The sequence below is a fragment of the Streptomyces sp. NPDC020299 genome, from assembly GCF_044387825.1.
Taxonomy (GTDB): Bacteria; Actinomycetota; Actinomycetes; order Streptomycetales; family Streptomycetaceae; genus Streptomyces.
In genome coordinates this window covers 36,049-54,227 of record NZ_JBIRWL010000008.1, presented here as the reverse complement: position 1 = coordinate 54,227, position 18,179 = coordinate 36,049, and the positions used below count along the sequence as shown (strand labels likewise).

The window sequence follows — 18,179 nt, the reverse complement described above, 5'->3', positions numbered from 1 at the left end:
CTCACAGCCGCAGGGTGAACCAGGTCGTCTTGCCCTCGTCCGTCGGCCGCACCCCCCAGCTGTCGGCGAGGGTACGGACCAGGAACAGGCCCCGGCCGGACTCCTCGTCCTCGGATGCGAGACGGGGCTGGGGGAGGTGCGGGCTGCGGTCGCTGACCTCGACGGTGAGATCGGTGTCGGTGCGGCACAGGCGCAGCCCCAGCGGGCCCTCGGCGTGCTGCACCGCGTTGGTGAGGGTCTCGGACAGCAGCAGGAGGGCGTCGTCTGCCGCCGCGGCGCACTCCCACGAGGTCAGGGTCCGGCTGAGGAACGCCCGCCCCTCGGGAACGGAGGCCGGGGTCGCGGGCAGGGCGGTGGTGACGGCGGCCAGCGGCGCCGCCGGGAGCTGGGCCAGCAGGAGCGTCACGTCGTCGTTGTGCCCGTCGGCGTCGGGGAGCAGCTCGGCGAGCACCCGGTCGGCGGCCGCCTCCAGGTCGGTGGCCTGCGGGAAGAACGTGTCGAGGACGGTGGTGAGTTCACCGATCCGCGCCTCGATGTCGCTGCCGGGCGTCTCGATCAGGCCGTCGGTGTACAGCACGAGCGTGGCGCCGGGCGCCATGTCCGTGCAGGACTGTTCGTAGAGGACGTCGCCGACGCCGAGCGGCGCGTTGACCGGCATGGGAAGGACGCGGACGCCCTCCCAGGGGCCGACGACCAGGGTCGGCAGATGCCCGGCCGAACAGACCGTCACGGTGCCCGCGTCCGGGGCGATGATCAGGTAGCAGCAGGTGACCAGCTGGTCGGGGACGTCCAGGTCGGTGACGACGGTGTCGAGGGCCTGCATCAGCTGGCGGGGCTGCATGCCCGTCTTGGCGAGCGCGTGCGCGGCCGAGCGCAGCTGGCCCATCACGGCGGCCGCCTCCAGGCCGCGGCCCATCACATCGCCGATGAGGACCCCGACCCGTCCGGCACCCAGCGGTATCAGGTCGAACCAGTCGCCGCCGACACCGGCGCCCTGGGTGGCGGGCCGGTACCTGCTGGCGGTGTCCAGGCCGGGCAGGGCGGGCGGCGTTCCCATGAGGCTGCGCTGCAGGGTGAGGGCGATGTGCCGCTGCTGCTCCAGCAGGGCGGTGAGCTCGGCCTCCGCGCGCTTGCGGTCACTGATGTCGCGGACGATCGCGCACGCGCCGACGACCTTGCCCCCGGGGTCCCGGGTCGGCCACAGCGTGACGTCGACGTCCAGCAGCGCGCCGCTCTTGGTGACCCGCAGGGTCTCGAAATGCTCGACCTTCTCCCCGTGCCGCAGCCGCTTCAGCAGCGCGCAGATGTCGTCCTGGAGTTCGGCCGGGGCGAGCAGGGACACGTGCCGGCCGATGGCCTCCTCGGCCGTGTAGCCGTACAGCCGTCCGGCGGCGGCGTTCCAGTAGGTGATGTACCCGTCGAGGGTCTTGGCGAGGATGGCGTCCTGGGAGGACTCCACGAGCGCGGCGAGTTCGTTGATCCGGGCCTCGGCCGCCTTGCGGTCGCTGACGTCGCGCACGGCCGCCGACACCAGCAGCCCGTCCGCCGTCTCCATGGGGCTGAGGCTGATCTCCACGGGGAACTCGCTGCCGTTCTTGCGCAGCCCGTGCAGTTCGAGTCCCGCCCCCATCGGACGCACCTGCCGGTTGGCGGCGTACCCGTCGCGGTGCCGGGTGTGGTGGACCCGGAAGCGGTGCGGCACGAGCAACTCGACCGGCCGGCCGAGCAGTTCCTCGCGCCGGTAGCCGAACAGGGCCTCCGTCTGGGCGTTGACCAGCTTGATGATGCCCAAGTCGTCGACGATGACCATGGCGTCCGGGGCCGCCTCCAGCAGCCCGCGGAACCGGTCCTCGGCCGCGGACGGGCCGCCCTGGGGCAACCGGGCGCCGCACCGGCACCGCTCCAGCACCGCCGGGTCGGCCGTCCGGGCCGGCTCCTCCACGAATGCGTTCATACCCACACCGCCAGGTCGCTCGTGTTGCTGGCGCCATCCCAACGCATCCGGGCACCCGCCACCCCGACTTGTCGCGTCATGTCAGGGCAGTGGCCGGAAATCACCGAGCCGGTGACCGAACCGTTCCCCTGCGCGTCCCCGGTTGTTCAGATGCGGTCACCCTTGCTCCGGTGGGCCCGGATCCGTACTCCACTGCCGGTAGGCGGCCACCGCGGTCGGCAGGGTGGGGAAGATACGGTCCGTCCCGACCGACTCCGTCAGCCCGTACGCGTCGAGGTCCTCGCGCAGGTCCTGCTTGACCCGGGCCAGGGCGAAGACCACGCCGCGCCGGACCAGCTCCCGGCGTAGCTCGTCCACAGCGTCCAGGGCGGTGATGTCGACGTCGACATTGGCCTCGGCGTTGAGCACGAACCAGTGCACCGGGCCGTCCTGGGCGTCCACCGCGGCCAGCGCCCGGTGCCGGAAGTCCTCGGCGTTGGCGAAGAACAGGGGCGAGTCGTAGCGGTAGACCACGAGCCCGGGAATCGTGCGCGCCTGCGGATAGTCACGGACGTCGTGCATGCCCGCCAGGCCCGGCACCAGGCCCTCCACCGCGTCGTGCGGCCGGGCCACCCGGACCAGCAGCACCGCCACCGACAGGCCGACGGCGACCACCACCCCGTAGAGGATGCCCAGCACGAGGACCCCGGCCAGGCAGCCGAGGGCCAGCAGCAGTTCGCGGCGGCGGAACGCGGCGAGGCGGCGGAACCCGGCGAGGTCGGTCATCCGGACGGCGGCGTAGACGACGAGCGCGCCGAGCACCGCCGACGGGGTACGGGACAGCAGCGGGCCGAGGAAGAGCAGCACGGCGAGCACGACCGCACCGGCCACCAGGGAGTACAGCTGACTGCGCGCCCCGGCCGAGGAGGCGAGCGAGGTGCGGCTCGCGCTGCTGCTCACCGGGAAGCCGTTCAGCACCCCCGCGCCGAGGTTGGCGGCGCCCAGCGCCAGGAACTCCTGGTCGGCGTCGTGCTCGGGGTCGTCGGGGGCGCGGAAGGCCCGGGCCGTCAGCACGAAGTCCGTGTAGGCGACCAGCAGCACGCCGAGCGCCGGCAGCACCAGCCGCGGCAGCTCGGCCAGGTGCGGCCAGGAGGCCTGGGGCAGGCCCGAGGGGATGGCGCCGATCACCGCGATGCCGTACCGCCCGTCCAGGTCGAACGCGGCCACGGCCGCCGTGCCGAGCACCAGCACGGCCAGTGGCGGCGGCACACCCGGGACCACGCGCGGCAGGGTGAACAGCAGGACCAGTGCCGCGGCGGAGAACAGCAGCGTCGCCGGGTGGATGTCCGGCAGTGCGCGCAGGAAGGACCACAGCTGCGGGAAGAACTCCGTTCCCGTCGTCGGCACCCGGGTCAGCTTGGGCAGCTGGTCCACGATCATGATGAGCGCCACCCCGGCCAGATAGCCCGTCAGGACCGGCCGGGACAGCAGATCCGCGAGGAAGCCGAGCCGCGCCGCCCAGGCCACCAGGCACAGCAGCCCCACGGTCACCGCGAGCGCGGCCGCCAGCGTGGCGTACCGGCCCGCGTCCCCGGCCGCGAGCGGGCCCACGACGGTCGCCGTCATCAGCGCGGTCGTCGACTCGGGGCCCACGGACAGCAGCCGGGACGAACCCAGCGGCGCGTACACGGCGAGCGCGGGCAGGATCGCCCACAGCCCGGTCACCGGCGGCAGCCCGGCCACGGCCGCGTACGCCATCACCTGCGGCACCAGGTACGCGGCCACGGTCACCCCGGCCAGCAGGTCACCGTGCAGCCAGGCGCGGCGGTAGTGGGCCAGGATCGCGATCCCGGGCGCCAGCCGGCGCAGCCGGGCGGCACGCCCGCCCGTGCTCGTGGACATGGACACGTGCTACCGGCCGGGGGCGGGGTTCACAGGCCGGCCGTGTGGTCGGGGACGTAGGTCTGCAGATCGCGCGGCGGACGCTGGTACCCGGTGGACGCCGGCCGCTCGGGCAGTTCGAGCACCGGCGGCGGCACCTCGTGGTAGGGGACGGAGGCCAGCAGGTGGGCCATCATGTTCAGCCGCGCCCGGCGCTTGTTGTCGCTCTCGACCACGTACCAGGGCGCCTCGGCGATGTCGGTGTGCACCATCATCTCGTCCTTGGCCCGCGAGTACGCCTCCCAGTGGCTGATCGACTCCAGGTCCATCGGCGACAGCTTCCAGCGCCGCAGCGGATCCTCCAGCCGGCGCCGGAAGCGCTCCTGCTGCACCGCGTCGCTCACCGAGAACCAGTACTTGCGCAGCAGGATCCCGTCCTCCACCAGCATCCGCTCGAAGATCGGGCACTGGCGCAGGAACAGCTGGTGCTCCTCCTTGGTGCAGAAGCCCATGACGTGTTCGACACCGGCGCGGTTGTACCAGGACCGGTCGAACAGCACGATCTCCCCGGCGGCCGGCAGATGCTCGACGTACCGCTGGAAGTACCACTGGGTGCGCTCCCGCTCGGTCGGCTTGGGCAGCGCGGCGATCCGGGCGATGCGGGGGTTGAGATGCTCGGTGACCCGCTTGATCGTGCCGCCCTTGCCGGCCGCGTCCCGTCCCTCGAAGACGATGATCAGCCGGGCGCCCTGGGCCCGTACCCACTCCTGGAGCCGCACCAGTTCCGTCTGCAGACGCAGCAGTTCGCTCTCGTACGTCTTGTGGGGCAGTGCCGCCGCCGTCTTCTCGGTCATGCGGCCCATTCTCCTCTCGGCCCCGCGTCCCGGCAGCTCACCGCCGATCGCTCCACACCGATCCGGTGCTCAGGTCGCACTCGACGTCGACCACGCCCTCGACGGCGCGCACCATGCGGGCGGCGACGGGCACCAGCGAAGTGTCACGGATCCGGCCGGTGAGGGTGACGACGCCGTCCCGGACCTCCACCCGGACCGGTTCGAGGGGGGCCGGGAAGAGCCGGCCGGCCACCTCGCGGCGCACCTCGTCGGCGATGTCCTCGTCGCCGCGCAGGAAGACCTTCAGCAGATCGGCACGGCTGACGACACCTTCGAGGAGGCCCTGGTCGTTGATGACGGGCAGCCGCTTGACCCTGCGCTGAGCCATGATGCGCGCGGCCTCGGCGAGTGGGGCGCGCGCGTGCACGGTGACGGCGGGCGCGGACATCAGCTCGCCCGCGCTGAGCGCTCCGGCCTTGGCGAGGTCGTCGAGGCGCCGGCGCTGGGTGAACCGGTCGGGGTCGCTGTCGCGGAACTCCTCCTTGGGCAGCAGGTCGGCCTCGGAGACGACGCCGACGACGCGGCCCTCGCCCTCCAGCACGGGCAGGGCGCTGACCTTCCACTCGTTCATGAGCTGGACGATGTCCTTGAACGGGGCGTCACGGCCCACCGCCACGACGGTGTGCGTCATCACGTCGCTGACGGTGTACGGGCTGCTGGGCATGGTCTCCTCCCGAGGACGAGAAGGGCACGGCGCGGACCGGTCAGAGCCGGCTGCCGCTTCCGTAGGGGGCGTAGAGGTCGAGGAGCCGCATGCGGGTGGAGTGCAGGCGGTGTGCCGTCACCTGGCCGAGCCAGACGGCGACGGCGCGCCCGAACTCGGGGTCGTCGGCGCACATCGAGCGTACGGCTTCGGCGTCGAACTCCCAGGCGCGTACGGGGCTGGTGGCCTCGCCGCCCAGATGCCACACGTGCGGCGGGAAGTGCCAGGACCAGCCGACGAGTTCGCCGTGGCCGAGGGTCTCGATGAGGGCGGAACGGCGGCCCGGTACGTGCATGTCGAGGGTGACGGTGCCGGTGCGCAGGATCCAGAACCGGTCGGCGCGCCGGCCCTCCTCGAACAGCCGCGTGCCGATGGGGAAGGAGACTTCGCGGGCGATGTGCATCAGGCGTTCCCGGTGGCAGGCCGGGAGGGCCGCGGTCAGGGTGGTGGTGGAGGTCATCGTTCCGGCTCCTTTCGTTCCCGCCGCCACGGCCGGACGGCGGAGCGTCGTGGGGCTGCTGACTCCAGCCTCCGCCGGGGCGACACCGGGCACCACGGGCCGCCCGGCCCGGGGCACGGGGCCGAACGGCCCGGACCGCGGCTGTCGGTCGCGACCGCGTACGGGCCGTCCGCCCGGTGCCCGGGGTCGAGACCGGGCATTGGGCGGGGCCGAACGGCCCTCACCACCGAGCCCCGGCGCGTGCGACGGTGGCAGTGGAGAGTCCCGTGCTGCACGCCGTGGCAGCCCGGCGAAAGGCGGTGAGCCCGATGACGGAACTGCCGGTGGTCGTGGGCGTGGACGGATCGGGGTCCAGCCTGACGGCGGTCGACTGGGCGGTGGACGAGGCCGCCCGCCGCGGGCTCGGGCTGCGGCTGGTGTACGCCTCCCTCTGGGAGCGCTACGAGGGCACCGTGCCGGCGGGCGGCCCGGAACGCCCCTCCGAGCAGGTGATGGCCGAGCGCATCATCGCCGCGGCGGCGGAGCGGGTCCGGGCGCGCGACCCGGACGTGAAGGCGATCACCGACATCCTTCCCCAGGAGGCGGCGGACGCCCTGCTGCACGAAGGCGACAACGCCTTCGCCCTGGTGACGGGAACCCGCGGCCGGGGCGGGATCAAGGGGCTGCTGCTCGGCTCGGTCGGTCTGACCGTGGCCGCCCGCGCCCACTGCCCGGTGATCGTCGTCCGCGGGGACCGGGCCGGCCTGGCGGGCTCCCACGGGCGCGTCCTGCTCGGCGCCTCAGACCCTGCGACCGGCGGCGACGCCGTGCGCTTCGCCGTCCAGGAGGCCGAGGCACGCGGCTGCGTCCTCGACGCCGTACGCGTCTGGCGCCGCCCCGCACACCGGAGCGCCGATCACCTCCTGCTCGCCGGGGAGTCCGCGCACCAGTACGAGCAGCAGGCCTCCGACCTGCTCGACACGCTGCTCGACGACGCGACCGCCGGCCACCCGGACCTGCGGGTGCGCCGCACCACGGTGGAGGGCCCGGCCCGGAAGGTGCTCGTGGACCGCTCGGCCGCCGCCGACCTCGTCGTCATCGGCGCCCGCCGCCGGCACCACTACTTCGGGCTCCAGCTCGGCCGGGTCGCGCACACACTGCTGCACCACGCCCACTGCCCGGTGGCGGTCGTACCGCCGCGGCCGTCCACCACGGATGCCGCGGACGACACGGACGACACGCGCGGCACATCAGGATGAAACCGGCGGCGAAGGTACGGGTACTCGGAGACCGATCCACAGCATGACCCGAGAGGTGAGTGACCATGGCGGAACGGCAGGGCGACCTCGGACGCCGCATCGAACAGCGGCGTACGGAACTGGGGCTCACCCGCGAGGAGGTGGCCTTCCGGGCCGGCATGGCCCCCGGCTACCTCGCGCACCTGGAGGAGCACAGCACCGCGGCACCGGATTCGGGCACCCTGCTCAGGCTGGCCGGGGCGCTGCGCACCAGCCTCACCGAGCTCGGCGGCGGCCACGTCGACCTGCCGGCCGGCCTCGGGCACGCCGCGCGCGCCCCGCGCCTGAGCGAACTGGCCGAGCAGGAGTGCCGCAGGCTGCTGTCGACGCACGGCGTGGGCAGGCTCGCGGTCTCCACCGAACAGGCGCCCGTGGTCGTCCCCGTCAACTACAGCGTCGTCGACGACGCCATCGTCTTCCGGACGGAGCCGGGTTCCGTGCCCGCCCAGGGGATCGGACACGAGGTGGCCTTCGAGGTCGACCGCGTGGACGACGCGCTGAGCCAGGGCTGGAGCGTCCTGGTGCGCGGTCCCGCCGACACGGTGACCGACCCCGAGGACGTACGCCGCCTCTCCGAACACACCTACAGCACGCCGTGGGCCGGAGGCGAGCGTGACGTCTGGGTGCGCATCGAGATCACCGCCCTCACGGGCCGCCGCATCGACGTCTGGTGACCGTGCGGCCCGAGCGGATTCCCCGGGGAGGGCTGTTCGGCCCTCGTGCCGAGCCGCGGTGGTTCCATGGAAAGGGCGGAAAGGGCCTCCATCAGACGCGGGGAAGCGGCTTCGGGCCGCGCACCGCGCAATCCGGATCCGCGAGAAGCGGATGTGGTCCTTTCCGCCTCGTCCGTCCACCGCTCGTCCGTCCACCGCTCGTCCGTCTACCGCGCGGCGTCGCGGCCCTGGGGGACCACGATGACCGGGCAGGCCGCGTGCTGGGCACAGCGGTGGGTGACCGAGCCCAGCATCGCCCGGGCGAAACCGCCCCGTCCACGGCGACCCACGACGAGTACCGCCGCGCCCTCCGAGGCCCGGACCAGCACCTCGGAGGGATCGCCCTCCACCAGGCGTTCCTCCAGGCCGGCGGGGCGCCCGTCCGGGAAGACCGCGCGCAGCTCGTCCGCGAACCGCTCCCGTGCCTGTTGCAGATCGAAGTCGGGATCGATCGCGGGCCCGCTCCAGCCGACGTCCGACGGCGTGTCCCAGACGAGGACCGCCTCCACGACGCCGCCGACCGTCCGCGCGTACCGCACCGCCCAGCGCAGCGCCGCGTACGACGACGGGGAACCGTCCACGCCCACCACCACCCGGGGTTCCGCCTCAGGGCGTTCCATGGCCACCTCGCTCAGCAGTCGTTGTCCCTACGTCCACGCTGCCCGGCCCCGCGTGACCGCGCCAGCCGGAGGGAGACCCCGGCCATGACGGAACGGGTGTGGGAGTACGCCGGCTACGAGCCCGCCGACGAGCCGCTCAGGGAGTCGCTGTGCACCCTGGGCAACGGGTACTTCGCCACCCGCGGGGCGCTCCCGGAATGCACGGCCGACGGTGTGCACTACCCGGGCACCTACGCGGCCGGGTGCTACAACCGGCTCACCTCCGAGGTCGCGGGCCGCCGGGTCGAGAACGAGGACATCGTCAACCTCCCCAACTGGCTGCCCCTCCGCTTCCGGCGGGCGGGCGGGCCATGGCTCACCCCGGACACGGCGCCGGTGCCCGAGCACCGCCTCGTGCTGCGTCCGGCGTCCGGGATCCTGGAGCGCCGGACCAGGTACGCCCTGGGGGAGGGGTGCGTGCTCGCGGTACGGCAGCAGCGGCTGGTGCACATGGCGGATCCGCACCTGGCCGCCCTGCGCACCGAGTTCGCCGTCGAGGGCCACCCGGTCGACCTGGACGTGGAGGCGGCCCTGGACGGCGCCGTCACGAACGCCGGGGTGGCGCGCTACCGGGACCTGGACGGCCGTCACCTCACCCATGTGCACACCGGCGACGCCGGCCCCGGCACCGTGTGGCTGCGCTGCCGCACCCGCACCTCGGACATCCGGATCGGCATGGCGGCCCGGCTGACCGCCGACGCGCCGGCCGCCGAAGCGTCGGCCACCGCGGAGCACGAGCCGCTGCGGGCGGTCCAGCGCATGCGCGTGGCCCTGGTCCCCGGCCGCGCCGTCACCGTCGACAAGACCGTCGCCCTGCACACCTCCCGCGACCCCGCCATCAGCGACCCGCTGTTCGCCGCGACCGACCGGGTGCGGCACGCCCCCGGGTTCGACGAGCTGCTCGGGACGCACCGCACGGCCTGGGACCAGCTGTGGCGCCGGGCCGGCATCGACGTCCCCGGGGAGCCGGGCGGCATTCTGCGGCTGCACCTGTTCCACGTGCTGCAGACGCTCTCCCCGCACACCGCCGACCTGGACGTGGGAGTACCGGCGCGGGGCCTGCACGGCGAGGCCTACCGCGGCCATGTCTTCTGGGACGAGCTGTTCGTCCTGCCGTATCTGAACCTGCACTTCCCGGAGGTCTCCCGCGCCCTGCTCCGCTACCGCCACCGCCGCCTGGAGCAGGCCTGCTCCGCCGCGCGGGCGATCGGCCGGCGCGGGGCGTCGTACCCGTGGCAGAGCGGCAGCGACGGACGCGAGGAGTCCCAGCGGCTGCACCTCAACCCGCGCTCGGGACGCTGGCTGCCCGACCACTCCTGGCTCCAGCACCATGTCGGCTCGGCGATCGCGTACAACGTGTGGCAGTACTGCGAGGCCAGCGGTGACACGGAGTTCCTGCACACCAAGGGCGCCGAGATGCTGCTGCAGATCGCCCGGTTCTGGGCCGACTCGGCCGTCTACGACGCACACCTGCGACGGCACCGCATCCGGGGCGTGATGGGCCCCGACGAATACCACGACGCCTACCCCGAAGCGCCGCGGGCCGGTCTCGACGACAACGCCTACACCAATGTCACGGCCGCCTGGGTGCTGACCCGCACGCTGGAGCTGCTGGCCGGCCTGCCCGAACCACGCCGGCGTGAACTGGCCGAGCGCGCCGGTCTGGACGGCGCCGAGCTGCAGCGGTGGCAGGACGTCTCCCACACGCTGTACGTGCCCTTCCACGACGGCGTCATCAGCCAGTTCGAGGGCTACCGCGACCTCGCCGAACTCGACTGGGAGGACTACCGGAGGCGGTACGGCGACATCCGCCGGCTGGACCGGATCCTGGAGGCGGAGGGCGACACCGTCAACCGCTACAAGGCCTCCAAGCAGGCCGACGCGCTGATGCTCGGCTACCTCTTCTCACCCGCCGAACTCCAGGCCGTCTTCCGCCGCCTCGGTTACCGCCTGGAGGAGGACACCTGGGCGCGCACGGTGGACTACTACCTGGACCGCACCAGCCATGGCTCCACCCTCAGCGGCCTGGTCCACGGCTGGGTCCTCGCCCGGGCCCGGCGCGCCGGCGCGTGGACGTACTGCCAGGAGGCCCTCCGCGGCGACATCGCGGACCTCCAGGGCGGCACCACCGGCGAGGGGATACACCTGGGCGCCATGGCCGGCACCCTCGACCTCGTGCAGCGCGGGCTGACCGGACTGGAGACCCGCGAAGGCACGCTCTGGGTCGACCCGGTGCCGCTGCCGGAGCTCTCCTCGTACGGCTTCGCCATCCGCTACCGGGGGCACTGGGGCGTACGGCTGCGGCTGGAACGCGGCCTGCTGGAGATCACCGTGCCGTCGTCGGACCGCTCCCCGATCGACGTCCGGCAGGCCGGCCCGGCCGGCCCCGCCGTCCAGGTACCGCCCGGTCAGACACGCCGCCTGGTCACGCCCGTGTGAACCTGACATCCGCCATCCGAGGGCGTGCACCGGCGCGGCGTGGCCCGACCCTCGGTGCGACAATGGGCACGTGGGGGCCCGGCCCTGGGATGGGACGTGCATATGGGCGTCAACGGCGCTCTCGGCAGTGCAGATCCGGCCGATCCGTTCGACATCGAGTCCGCGGCCGTGGTGGTCACCGATGCCGATCAGCTGATCGTCTCCTGGAGCCCGGGAGCCGAGCGCCTGATCGGCTACCCGGCCCGTGACGTGGTCGGACAACCCGTGGCGTCCGTCATGGCGGACGGGAACCTCGCCGCCGCCGTCTCCGGGCTGCGGCGCACGGACCGCGGCTGGACCGGCGTGCTCGCCGCCCGGCACCGCGCCGGTCACGCCGTCGACCTCTCGATCCGCATGTGCCCCCTCGTCGGCGCCGACGGCCACCACGGCTGGCTCGTCCTCGCCTGCGACGTCAGGGACCGGCTGGAGTACGAGTTCTTCGACGCGGTCGCGCGCGGCCTGCTCGTGCGGTCCCCCCTCGGAATCGCCGTACTGGACACCGAACTGCGCTGGAAATGGGCCAACCGCGCGCTGGCCGAGATGGAAGGGGACCGGCCGGACGACGCCGACGCGCCCGGAACCATCACCGGCGCCGGTGAGCCGGCGTTCCTCGGCAACCGGCACGCCAGGCGCGCGCTCATCACCGGGCAGCCCCAGGTGACCCTGGACCACGCGCCGCCCCGCCACGACCTGGCCCGCCGGACCAGGGAACGGAACTTCAGGCTGCGTTCCTTCTTTCCCGTGCGGGACGCCGACGGCGGGACACTGGGCATCTGCCTCGTCGCCCTCCACGCCACCGGCCAGGACACGGCACGCGACCGGCTGACCCTGCTGAACGAGGCCAGCGAACACATCGGGACCACCCTGGACCTCGACCGGACGGTACAGGAGCTGGCGGAGGTCGTGGTGCCGCGCATCGCCGACTTCGTCGCGATCGACCTCCTGGACGAAGTACGACTGGAAGGACGGACGCGGGGGGAGCGGCCCAGAGTACCCGGGCACGGCGAGGCGACACTGCACCGGGCCGCCCACCTGTCGATCCAGGAGGACCATCCCGAAGTGGTCGTGCAGGTCGGCGCCGCCACCAGCTACCCGGCCCGGTCCCCGCAGGAACGCTGCCTGGCCACCGGCAAGCCCATCCGCGAAGCCGTCAGCGCCGCGACGACATGGCTCGTCGACGACTCCCAGCGGTGGACGAAACTCCTCCGGCTCGGCGTCCACACGCATCTGGTCGTCCCGCTGCGGGCCCGCGGCATCAGCATGGGGGTGGTGACCCTGCTGCGCTGGAAGAACCCCGACCCGTTCGACGAGGACGATCTGCTCCTCGTCGAGGAACTGGTGGCGCGGGCCGCCGTGTGTGTCGACAACGCCCGGCGTTTCGCCCGGCAGCACCAGGCCGCGCTCACCCTCCAGACCAGCCTGCTGCCGCCCGATCTGCCCCGGCACAACGCGGTCGAGGTCGCCTACCGCTATCTGCCCGCCGACACCGAGGCGGGGGTGGGCGGCGACTGGTTCGACGTCATCCCGCTCTCCGGCGCCAGGGTCGCGCTCGTCGTGGGAGACGTGATCGGTCACGGGCTGCACGCCGCGGCCAGCATGGGGCGGCTACGGGCCGCCGTCCAGACGCTGGCCGATCTGGACCTGCCCCCGGACGAACTGCTGACCCACGTGGACGACCTGGTCATGCGTCTGTCGGACGAGGCCGAAGCCGCCGCGCAGGGCCCGCTCGTCGTCGGCGCGACCTGCGTGTACGCCGTCTACGACCCGGTCACCCGCACCATCGTGGTGGCGCGCGCCGGGCACCCCAGCCCGGCGATCGCCCACCTGAGCGAGCCGGTCGAGTTCCCCGACATCCCCGCCGGGCCGCCCCTGGGACTCGGCGGCCTCCCGTTCGAGTCGGCCGAGATCACGGTGGAGGAGGGGAGCATCATCGCGCTCTACACCGACGGGCTGATCGAGGCCTCGGACCGGGACGTCGACGTGGGCATGGAGCGCCTGTGCTTCACCCTGGCCCACCCCGACCGGCCGCTCGAGGAACTGTGCGACATCATGGTCCGCACCCTGCTGCCGGAACGCCCGCGCGACGACGTCGCCTTCCTCATCGCGCGGACCCACGCGCTCAGCCCCGACCGCGTCGTCTCCTGGGACGTCCCCGCGGACCCCTCGGCCGTGCACGTGGCCCGGAACAACGCCGCCCGCCAGCTCGCCCAGTGGGGCCTCGACGAGGTGGCGTTCACCACGGAGCTGATCGTGAGCGAACTGGTGACCAACGCGATCAAGCACGCGTACGGGCCGATCAGGCTGCGGCTCATCCACGAGCGCGCCCTGATCTGCGAGGTCTCGGACACCAGCCACACCTCCCCGCACCTGCGCGGGGCGCGCATCACCGACGAGGGAGGCCGGGGCCTGTTTTTGGTCGCCCAGGTCGCCCAGCGCTGGGGCACACGCCACACACCGGAGGGCAAGACGATCTGGACAGAGCAACAACTGCCCGACGGCAGGTGACCTGGCCGGACGCCGGCCCGGCGGAAGAAAGGGCCCGGGATGACAGCCGAATCCCCCGAGACCGGACGCGACGTCTCCCTCCCCGAGGCGCCCCGGCCGACCGGGTTGCTGGACGTGCTGAGCGTTGCCGCGGTGGTGCTGGACCCTGACGGGCGCATCGTGTTCTGGACCCCGCAGGCGGAGGACCTGTTCGGCTACACCGCGGACGAGGCGCTGGGCGAGTACGCCGCGCGGCTGCTGATCGGCCCGGAACACCTGAAGTCCGTCCTGAGCCTGTTCACCGACGTGCTGGAGACCGGCCGGAGCTGGGCGGGCGCCTTCCCCGTCCAGCACAAGGACGGCAGCAGCCGCCTGATGGAGTTCCGCACCATGCGGCTGCTCGACGACGTGGGCGAGCTCTTCGCCCTCGGCATCGCGGCCGACCACAGCCTGCTCCAGCGCGTCGAGACCGACCTGGCGCTGTGCGACCGGCTGATCAGGCAGTCCCCGATCGGCCTGGCCCTGCTGGACCCCGAGCTGCGCTACCTCCTGGTCAATCCCGCCCTGGCGCGCATCGACGGCATACCCGCCGAGGACCACGTGGGGCGCCGGCTGCGCGAGACCCTGCCCTTCTCCGACGTGGGGACGATCGAGTCCGCGCTGCGCCAGGTGCTCACCACCGGCACCCCGCTGCTCGACCAGTACCACGTGGGCCGTCCCCCGACCGACCCCGACGAGGACCACGCCTGGTCCCTGTCCTTCTACCGCCTGGAGGACCCCGGCGGGCGGATCCTGGGCGCGGCCGCCTCGGTCGTCGACGTCACCGAGCGGCACCGCGCGGCCATCGAGGCCGACCGGGCCCGGCGCCGGCTGGCGCTCATCGCCGACGCCTCCACCCGGGTCGGTACCACGCTGGAGGTCGAGGAGACCGCCCACGAACTGGCCGACATCGCCATTCCCGATCTGGCCGACGTGGTCGCCGTGGACGTGCTGGACGAGGCGCTGGCCTACCGCCGTACCAGCAAACCGGCGGGCGGCCCGGAACTCTTCCGCGCGCTCGCCCTGCGGGCGTCCCACCCCACCGTGGCCCTGCGCGCCGCCGACCCGCCCGGTGACCTGGCCGCCTACGACGGGGACCGCCTGGTGACCCTGTGCGTCCACACGGGGCGGCCGGTTCTGGTGCGGCACGTGGGCGAGCACGACCTGCCGCGGATCGCACGCGATGCCGAGGCCGTCGCGCTCCTGGCCCGGGCCGGCGTCCACTCCTATCTCGCCGTGCCGCTGATCGCGCACGGCGAGGTGCTCGGCGCCCTCGACCTCAAACGCACCCGCAACCCGCTCCCGTTCGACGACGACGACGTCGTCCTGGCCAGTGAGCTCGCCAGCCGCGCCGCCGTCGCCATCGACAACGCCCGATGGTTCCAGAGCGTGCGCAACACCTCCCTGACCCTCCAGCGCAGCCTGCTGCCCGACCACGCGCCGCACCACACCGGGCTGGAGCTCGCCTCCCGCTACCAGCCCGCGCAGGCCACCAGCGAGGTCGGCGGGGACTGGTACGACGTGATCCCGCTGGCCGACGACAAGACCGCGCTGGTCGTGGGCGACGTGATGGGCAACGGCATCGACGCGGCCGCCACGATGGGCCGGCTGCGCACCGCCACCTGTGCCTACGCCGACCTCGACCTGGCCCCGGAGGCGGTGCTCCAGCACCTCGACAAGATCACCTGCGATCTGGAGCACTACATCGTCACGTGCCTCTACGCCGTGTACGACCCCCGGACGCGCGACTGCCACCTCGCGAACGCCGGACACATGCCCCCGGCGCTGGCCCGCCCCGGCCAGGCCCCCGTGCTGCTCGACCTGCCCGCCGGAGCGCCGCTCGGGGTCGGCGGGATCGCCTTCGAGACCACGACGACCCGCCTCGACCCCGGCGACCTGCTCGTCCTCTACACCGACGGTCTCGTCGAGACCCGCTACCACCCCATCGACGACCGCCTGAACATGCTCCTCAGCTTCCTCCAGGAGCCCCACCGGCCCCTGGAGGAGACCTGTGACCTGCTGCTGTACGGCCTGCGCCACCCCGACGACCACGACGACGTCGCCCTCCTGGTGGCCCGGACCCGCTAGCCTGCCCGCACCTGCTCCTCCAGCCGTTCCAGGCTGCGGTCGAGGGCTTCGCAGGCCGCGCGTTCGCCGGGGTCGTGGCCCGCCTCGAAGAACGACAGGTGGACGGTCACCTCGCTGGCTCCGCTGCCGATACCGGCGACCTGGAGCCAGCCGGCGTAGCTGCCCTGCTCGCGGGTGCCCCACTCGATGCGCATCTGATCGCGTTCGGTGCGCAGCAGCGCCGAGGTGTCCTCGTCCAAGCGGTCCTCGTGCACGGTGACGGCGGGCGGTTCCCCGGGGCGTACGTGCAGGGCGTCCGGCAGCCAGGTGTCGAGCCGGCCGACGTCGGCGGCCCGGTCGAAGACCTGGTCGGGCTGTGCGGGCATCGTGCGTGAACGTTCGTACTCAGACATGGCGGCACCGTTCCTCCGCTCGGGTACGTACCCCGGACGCGTGCCCCTTCCGCGGCGGCCGAAAAGTCCTCATGCGGGCGCCGTCCGCAGGGCGCGCAGCACCGACCAGACGACCGAGATGAACGGGACGGCCACGACGGCGCCGATCACACCCGCGACGATGCTGCCCGCGATGACCGACACGGCCACGACGAGGGGGTGGAGACGGACCGCCCAGCTCAGCACCAGGGGGTGCAGCACATGTCCCTCGAGCTGGCCGATGACGACGATGAGCGCGAGGACGGCGAGGGCGGTGAGGGGGCCGCGCCCGGCGAGGGCGACCACCGTGGCCACACCGAGCGCGACCGGTGAGCCCACCAGCGGCACGAACGCGGCGAAGAACTCCAGCAGGGTCAGCGGCAGCGCGAGCGGTACCCGCAGGACGAGCAGGACGACACCGACGAGTACGGCGTTGGTGGCGGCCACGATGATGATGCCCCGGGTGTACCCGGCGAACGTCCGCCAGGCCGCGCGTCCCGCCCGGTCCCACGCCGGGCGGGCGCCGCTGGGCAGCAGCTGGTCGCGGGCCCACGCCCACAGGTTCTCGCCGGAGTGGATGAAGAAGAGCGAGGAGAACAGCGCGAGCACCCCTCCGGCGGCCAGTTCGACGACGCGGCCGAGACCGCTGACGGCGCTGCTGAGCAGTCTCGACCGGTGCGCGTCGAGGTAGTGCACCAGCTGGTCCTGGAGGTCGGAGAGCTTGCCGGGGCTGATCCGGAACGGCGGACCCCGCAGCCACAGCTCGACCCGGTGGACGCCGCCCTGGAACTCACCCGCCAGCTTCGCCGACTCGCCCGCCACCGCGTTGCCGACCAGGGCCAGCAGACCGAGCAGGAGCAGCCCACTGCCGACGAGGGCGACGGCCACGCTCAGGGGCCGGGGCAGCACGCGGTCGAGCAGGTCGGCGACGGGGCGCAGGACCGAGGTGACGATGAGCGCGAGGAACAGGGCCACGGCGATGAGCTGGAAGCGGCCGAGGACGGTGAAGACACCGTAGACGACGATGCCGACCACGATGAGGCGCCAGGCGTAGGCCGCGGCGACGCGCAGGGACGGCACCGTCCGCGCGGCCACCCCGCGGGCCGCCGCGCCGGAACGCGGGCGCGGGGGGAGCCGCACGGAGTGCCCCGGCCGGCTCCCCAGCACCACGCGGCCCGCCCGGCGCCCGCGGCTCCGCCCGGCCGCTCCACCGCCCGTATCGGCCACGGCCTCTCGAGCCTCCCCTCCGTTTCTGACCTTCCGTCACTTCTAGAGCACCGTAAGGGCAAGCCGGGCGGACGAGGCGAAACAACGCGCGAGACGACGCGTGAGGACCGGTGGTCCGCCGGCCCTAGGCTTCGTACGTGACTGCGAATGTGACCCTCGCCGACATACTCGACCGCGACGCAGCCGGGACGGAGGCGGAGCGACTGCTTGCCGCCCTCGTCGACCACGGGGTGTTCGTTCCCGTCCGGGAGAACGGCTCCGTGCTGTTCCTCCGCGGCGAGGACGGCACTCCCGCCCTGCCCGGCTACACCAGTGAGGCGTGTTGCGCCGAGCGGCTGCCGGAGGCCGCCGCGGCGATCCACTGTGATGCCCTGCGGCTGCTGGACATCGTCGAGCGGACCGGGGCCACGGCCCTGGTGCTCCACTCCGGACAGGGCTGGGCCCGCGTACCGGCCCCGTTGCTGCACCGGACCCTCCGCGGGCGGGGCCGGCGGGCCGCCGGTGAGCGGCTCGTACTCACCTGGTCCACCGCCCCGGTCGCGGTGGCCCTCCGGGACGCGCTGGCCCGCCGGGTGCGGGAGTTTCCCGCGGTCCGCACCGCCTGGGTGTCGCAGGCCCGGTGGGCCGACACCGGCGTCGAACACCTGATGCTGCACATCGCCGTCGACGAGCAGCTTCCGTCGGCCTCCGCGCAGCGGCTGATGGAGACGCTGCTCGCCGGGGAAGTGGTGCTCGGCGAAGACGACCCCAAGGTGGGCATGCTCGCGCTGAACACCGTCACGCACGCAGCGTCGATCGCCGAACTGGAGTCCATGGGCCTGGACACCGTGCGCTGCGACCACGCGACCGGGCGCGTCGAGGTGGTCTCACGCGAGTACGACGACCCGCGATAGCGCGGTGCGTGCCGGCCGGTTCCACAGCTCAGTTCCGGCCC

At 73.1% G+C, this 18,179-nt stretch carries 14 protein-coding genes; 6 read left to right on the top strand and 8 right to left on the bottom strand.

Annotated features, from left to right (window positions below; genetic code table 11):
* Window position 1: 1 nt before the first annotated feature.
* From ACH45E_RS21280 to ACH45E_RS21260, 5 genes are all read right to left on the bottom strand, one after another.
* On the bottom strand, window positions 2-1,954 hold the full coding sequence (locus tag ACH45E_RS21280; protein ID WP_361445105.1) for a PAS domain S-box protein: 1,953 nt from the start codon (window positions 1,952-1,954) through the stop codon (window positions 2-4).
* Between the two features lie 156 nt (window positions 1,955-2,110).
* Complete coding sequence (locus tag ACH45E_RS21275; RefSeq protein WP_361445102.1) at window positions 2,111-3,835, bottom strand: sulfate permease; 1,725 nt, start codon at window positions 3,833-3,835, stop codon at window positions 2,111-2,113.
* A gap of 29 nt (window positions 3,836-3,864) precedes the next feature.
* A complete protein-coding gene (ppk2, locus tag ACH45E_RS21270) occupies window positions 3,865-4,668 on the bottom strand; it encodes a polyphosphate kinase 2 (protein WP_361445099.1) in 804 nt (267 codons plus the stop codon).
* 37 nt (window positions 4,669-4,705) lie between these two features.
* A complete protein-coding gene (locus tag ACH45E_RS21265) occupies window positions 4,706-5,371 on the bottom strand; it encodes a CBS domain-containing protein (protein WP_361445096.1) in 666 nt (221 codons plus the stop codon).
* 40 nt (window positions 5,372-5,411) lie between these two features.
* Entirely contained in the window at window positions 5,412-5,870 is a 459-nt protein-coding gene (locus tag ACH45E_RS21260; RefSeq protein WP_361445093.1) for a cyclic nucleotide-binding domain-containing protein, read from the bottom strand.
* 308 nt (window positions 5,871-6,178) lie between these two features.
* Here ACH45E_RS21260 and ACH45E_RS21255 point away from each other — a divergent pair, with 308 nt between their 5' ends.
* Window positions 6,179-7,108: a universal stress protein gene (locus ACH45E_RS21255; protein ID WP_361445090.1), complete on the top strand. Its 930-nt coding sequence runs from the start codon at window positions 6,179-6,181 to the stop codon at window positions 7,106-7,108.
* 65 nt (window positions 7,109-7,173) lie between these two features.
* Complete coding sequence (locus ACH45E_RS21250) at window positions 7,174-7,821, top strand: pyridoxamine 5'-phosphate oxidase family protein (RefSeq protein ID WP_361445087.1); 648 nt, start codon at window positions 7,174-7,176, stop codon at window positions 7,819-7,821.
* Between the two features lie 206 nt (window positions 7,822-8,027).
* Here ACH45E_RS21250 and ACH45E_RS21245 read toward each other — a convergent pair whose 3' ends face one another.
* Entirely contained in the window at window positions 8,028-8,480 is a 453-nt protein-coding gene (locus ACH45E_RS21245) for a universal stress protein (RefSeq protein ID WP_361445084.1), read from the bottom strand.
* An 84-nt stretch (window positions 8,481-8,564) separates the two neighbouring features.
* On the opposite strand from ACH45E_RS21245, the gene ACH45E_RS21240 reads away from it, so the two are divergent.
* From ACH45E_RS21240 to ACH45E_RS21230, 3 genes are all read left to right on the top strand, one after another.
* Window positions 8,565-10,958, top strand: a complete 2,394-nt coding sequence (locus ACH45E_RS21240; protein WP_361445081.1) for a glycosyl hydrolase family 65 protein — start codon at window positions 8,565-8,567, stop codon at window positions 10,956-10,958.
* A gap of 102 nt (window positions 10,959-11,060) precedes the next feature.
* On the top strand, window positions 11,061-13,502 hold the full coding sequence (locus ACH45E_RS21235) for a SpoIIE family protein phosphatase (RefSeq protein WP_361445078.1): 2,442 nt from the start codon (window positions 11,061-11,063) through the stop codon (window positions 13,500-13,502).
* Between the two features lie 39 nt (window positions 13,503-13,541).
* The gene (locus ACH45E_RS21230) at window positions 13,542-15,608 is read left to right on the top strand and encodes a SpoIIE family protein phosphatase (RefSeq protein ID WP_361445075.1); all 2,067 of its coding nucleotides are present in this window, start codon (window positions 13,542-13,544) and stop codon (window positions 15,606-15,608) included.
* Here the strand turns inward: ACH45E_RS21230 and ACH45E_RS21225 are convergent.
* Both ACH45E_RS21225 and ACH45E_RS21220 read right to left on the bottom strand, forming a co-directional pair.
* On the bottom strand, window positions 15,605-16,000 hold the full coding sequence (locus ACH45E_RS21225) for an SRPBCC family protein (RefSeq protein WP_361445072.1): 396 nt from the start codon (window positions 15,998-16,000) through the stop codon (window positions 15,605-15,607). The genes ACH45E_RS21230 and ACH45E_RS21225 overlap by 4 nt on opposite strands.
* Window positions 16,001-16,069: 69 nt before the next feature.
* The gene (locus ACH45E_RS21220; protein WP_361445070.1) at window positions 16,070-17,245 is read right to left on the bottom strand and encodes an AI-2E family transporter; all 1,176 of its coding nucleotides are present in this window, start codon (window positions 17,243-17,245) and stop codon (window positions 16,070-16,072) included.
* A 137-nt stretch (window positions 17,246-17,382) separates the two neighbouring features.
* Between ACH45E_RS21220 and ACH45E_RS21215 the strand changes: the two genes are divergently transcribed.
* Complete coding sequence (locus ACH45E_RS21215; protein WP_361445067.1) at window positions 17,383-18,138, top strand: hypothetical protein; 756 nt, start codon at window positions 17,383-17,385, stop codon at window positions 18,136-18,138.
* Window positions 18,139-18,179 lie beyond the last annotated feature (41 nt).

Bases quoted from the DNA above. Each gene is read 5' to 3' on its own strand.
- ACH45E_RS21255 (WP_361445090.1), top strand. From the start codon at position 6,179: ATGACGGAACTGCCGGTGGTCGTGGGCGTGGACGGATCGGGGTCCAGC.
- ACH45E_RS21265 (WP_361445096.1), bottom strand. From the start codon at position 5,371: ATGCCCAGCAGCCCGTACACCGTCAGCGACGTGATGACGCACACCGTC.
- ACH45E_RS21225 (WP_361445072.1), bottom strand. From the start codon at position 16,000: ATGTCTGAGTACGAACGTTCACGCACGATGCCCGCACAGCCCGACCAG.
- ACH45E_RS21275 (WP_361445102.1), bottom strand. From the start codon at position 3,835: ATGTCCACGAGCACGGGCGGGCGTGCCGCCCGGCTGCGCCGGCTGGCG.
- ACH45E_RS21260 (WP_361445093.1), bottom strand. From the start codon at position 5,870: ATGACCTCCACCACCACCCTGACCGCGGCCCTCCCGGCCTGCCACCGG.
- ACH45E_RS21245 (WP_361445084.1), bottom strand. From the start codon at position 8,480: ATGGAACGCCCTGAGGCGGAACCCCGGGTGGTGGTGGGCGTGGACGGT.
- ACH45E_RS21240 (WP_361445081.1), top strand. From the start codon at position 8,565: ATGACGGAACGGGTGTGGGAGTACGCCGGCTACGAGCCCGCCGACGAG.
- ACH45E_RS21280 (WP_361445105.1), bottom strand. From the start codon at position 1,954: ATGAACGCATTCGTGGAGGAGCCGGCCCGGACGGCCGACCCGGCGGTG.
- ACH45E_RS21235 (WP_361445078.1), top strand. From the start codon at position 11,061: ATGGGCGTCAACGGCGCTCTCGGCAGTGCAGATCCGGCCGATCCGTTC.
- ppk2 (WP_361445099.1), bottom strand. From the start codon at position 4,668: ATGACCGAGAAGACGGCGGCGGCACTGCCCCACAAGACGTACGAGAGC.
- ACH45E_RS21250 (WP_361445087.1), top strand. From the start codon at position 7,174: ATGGCGGAACGGCAGGGCGACCTCGGACGCCGCATCGAACAGCGGCGT.
- ACH45E_RS21230 (WP_361445075.1), top strand. From the start codon at position 13,542: ATGACAGCCGAATCCCCCGAGACCGGACGCGACGTCTCCCTCCCCGAG.